Genomic DNA, 3095 nt, shown 5'->3' with positions numbered 1-3095 from the left:
GAAAAAATAAAAAAGGGAGAAGATACTGAGACAGATTATACCAAGCTTCGAATGCTTTACACTCAGACGTCTTTTTATCAACCGGAGTCACCAGAACGAGATGAGAATATACTCAAAATGGCTCAGGCTTGGTTCGATAAACATAATGATGAAGCCATTGAATTAGGAAACCAACTTTTAGAAGGAGAATATCTGAATCCTTTTGTTCATGATTTATTCGCGAAAATTTATAAAGAAAGCGGGGAAGGAGATCCCTTATTTCATTTGTTGATGTTTATTAATATCATTACCTCTATTCAAGGAGATGGAAAAAGTTATGAGACCGCCTATCAGGTCATATCAACTTGGGAAGAAAAGGCAATGATGACCTTTGTACAGGTAACTCCGGCAGATCCAGATCAAGTTTTTGAACCGACTTTACATGATGGTCATTACTTTCATGTGATTCAGGTTAAAGCCGATGAAACCGGTGAAATAAGCGATCTTTATTTTAATATTAATATCCCATACCAAAAAGCCCAACAAACTGGTCCGATTGTGACCACGCCAGTTATCACCCCACCTCCCCCCACCCCAGCTCTCCAACCCATCACTACCTATACCGATCCCACCGGTCAGTTTTCCATTCATTTTCCTGCTGGTTTTTCCCTTCTGGCTTCACAAACCAACCTTATACAATGTATGGCCCCCAATAATGGCAATCTCTATCTGATCATCTCTGATTATGCGAATACTATGAAAGCTTTTTCCGATGAAATCATAAAAAGACCGGGATCTCTCTCCGGGGAAAGCCAGTTCCAGGCTGGAAACCTATCGGGAAAAATTCAGCTCTATACTATGTCTGGATCTTTTCAGGTCCTTGATGGAAAAAGTTATGCCGTTCTCCTCGTCACCTATGCTGGGATAGACTATGGTCTGGTAGTGGTACTTCCCACCGAATCCTATTCAGCTGCTCAAAACTGGCTCTCCGCCCTGGTAACTGGGATTCAATACCAACCCACCACCTCATCACCATCGGCAGTTGTGACCCCAATTGTAACTCCCACTTTCCCGGTTACAACCTCTCTGGAATATACTGCGCCCGATGGATCATTCCAAGTTTCACTTCCTGCTGGATCGAGTAAAGGAGGGGAGTGGCCAAATATTGTTGAATACCAAACTCCCAGCCAAGGGACTCTCTATATTCTCAGTGGGGACACTGTCGGAACTCTGAGTTTTTTCCGTCAGGATTTGACCCAAAAACAGGGCAAGATGCTGAGCCAGCCGGTGCTTTTTCAAACTAATGAAGGAGACCAAGGAAGCATGGAAGTTAGTACCATGGTAGGAAGCTTTCAAACAGCCGATGGGAAGGACTATATTAGTTTTCTGGTGAGCTATGAACAACCCGAAGGTGCCCTGGTGATTATTGTTCCCAACAATCTCTATACTGAAGCTCAGGGTTGGATTTCCCCCCTCATTACCGGTGTGACTTTTCAGGCTGTTCAACCAACCCCATCTCCCTTTCTAACACCGATGCCGACTCCAACCGCAACGGTAACACCTACTCCTCTCCCAACTGAAACCTTACCACCTCTATCCGATTGATAGGTTATTGTTCAACGATATTTTTCTTGCATAGCTTTTTCATTTTTAGTTTGTATGGCATAATAATGAGACTGGATAACCATTTATTTTGTAACGGCAAATATTTAACCGGCTTCGAAAAACGAAGCCTCAGGATGACATAATTTTTTACGTTCCTGTATTTTCAGAATATATCAAGAAATTAATAATTGGAAGGAAAGGAGATTTATTTATGAACATTGAAGAACTTTCGGTTAAAACCATACGTATGCTGGCTTTGGATACCATTCAAAAAGCCAATTCTGGTCATCCTGGTCTGCCTTTAGGAGCAGCTCCTATGGCCTATGCTATATTTAAAAAATTTCTCTCTATCAACCCCAAAAATCCTTGCTGGGTGAATCGGGATCGTTTCGTTCTTTCCGCAGGTCATGGTTCAGCACTTTTATATGCAATGCTTTATTTATCGGGATTTGAAAAAATGACCCTGGAGGAGTTGAAAAACTTTCGCCAATGGGAGAGCAAAACTCCTGGACATCCGGAATATGATTTAGAGTGTGGAGTAGAAATTACTACTGGACCTTTGGGACAAGGTTTTGCCACCGGGGTAGGGATGGCTATTGCGGAAAGTCATTTAGCTGCAACATACAATCGCCCTGGTTTTAACCTGGTTGACCACTATGTCTATGCTATCGTGAGTGATGGTGACCTCATGGAGGGAGTTGCTTCCGAAGCAGCTTCATTGGCAGGTCATCTGCAATTAGGGAAACTCATTTACCTCTACGATAATAACCATATTAGCTTGGCATCGGAAACAGGGCTTCATTATTCCGAGGATGTTAGAAAAAGATTTGAAGCCTATAATTGGCAAGTGTTAGAAGTTGAAGATGGCAATGATTTGGCTGCAATCGAAAAAGCCATCCAGGAGGCCAAAGCTGATAGTACCCATCCGAGCTTAATAATGGTCACCACTCATATCGGCTATGGAAGTCCAAAACAAGATAGTTTTGAGGTTCATGGTTCTCCCTTAAAGTCTGAGGAAGTGGTTGCTACTAAGAAGTTTTATAACTGGCCGGAAGAAAATCCCTTTTTTATACCCGAGGATGTCTTAAATCATATGAGAGAAACCGTCAATAAAGGATCTCAGGCAGAAAAGGAATGGAATGCTGTATTTACCGAGTATACCAAAAAATATCCGGCTGAAGCTGAAGAATTTGAAAAAAGAATGAAAGGAATCCTTCCCGAGAATTGGGCACAGGACATTCCTTCTTATCCCCCAGAAACCAAAAACATTGCCACTCGCAGTGTTGGAGGGGAAGTAATGAATGCTATTGCTAAAAATTGCCCAGCTTTGATGGGTGGTTCAGCTGACTTGGATCCTTCTACCAACACTGTTCTTAAGGGAAAAGGGACCTTCCATCCACCAGTTCCTGAAGCAGAAAAAATGCAGGGAGTAGTAGCTGGTCCTTTTGGTTACACTGGAAGAAACATAATGTTTGGTATTCGGGAGCATGCCATGGGAAGCATTCTTAACG

2 protein-coding genes are annotated in these 3095 nt (G+C 42.5%); both read left to right on the top strand.

Annotated elements, in window-relative coordinates; translation table 11 throughout:
• On the top strand, positions 1–1584 hold a 1584-nt coding region (locus tag PLK24_RS10090), incomplete at its 5' end, for a DUF4919 domain-containing protein (protein WP_324478768.1).
• A 211-nt stretch (positions 1585–1795) separates the two neighbouring features.
• Positions 1796–3095: transketolase family protein (locus PLK24_RS10085; protein WP_324478766.1), on the top strand; the 1300-nt coding region annotated here is incomplete at its 3' end.

Origin of the sequence: Atribacter sp. (assembly GCF_035418125.1) — a bacterium.
In the GTDB taxonomy this organism is placed as follows: domain Bacteria; phylum Atribacterota; class Atribacteria; order Atribacterales; family Atribacteraceae; genus Atribacter; species Atribacter allofermentans.
The sequence above is the reverse complement of the archived record's forward strand: the minus strand, read 5'-3'. Positions and strand labels throughout refer to the sequence as shown.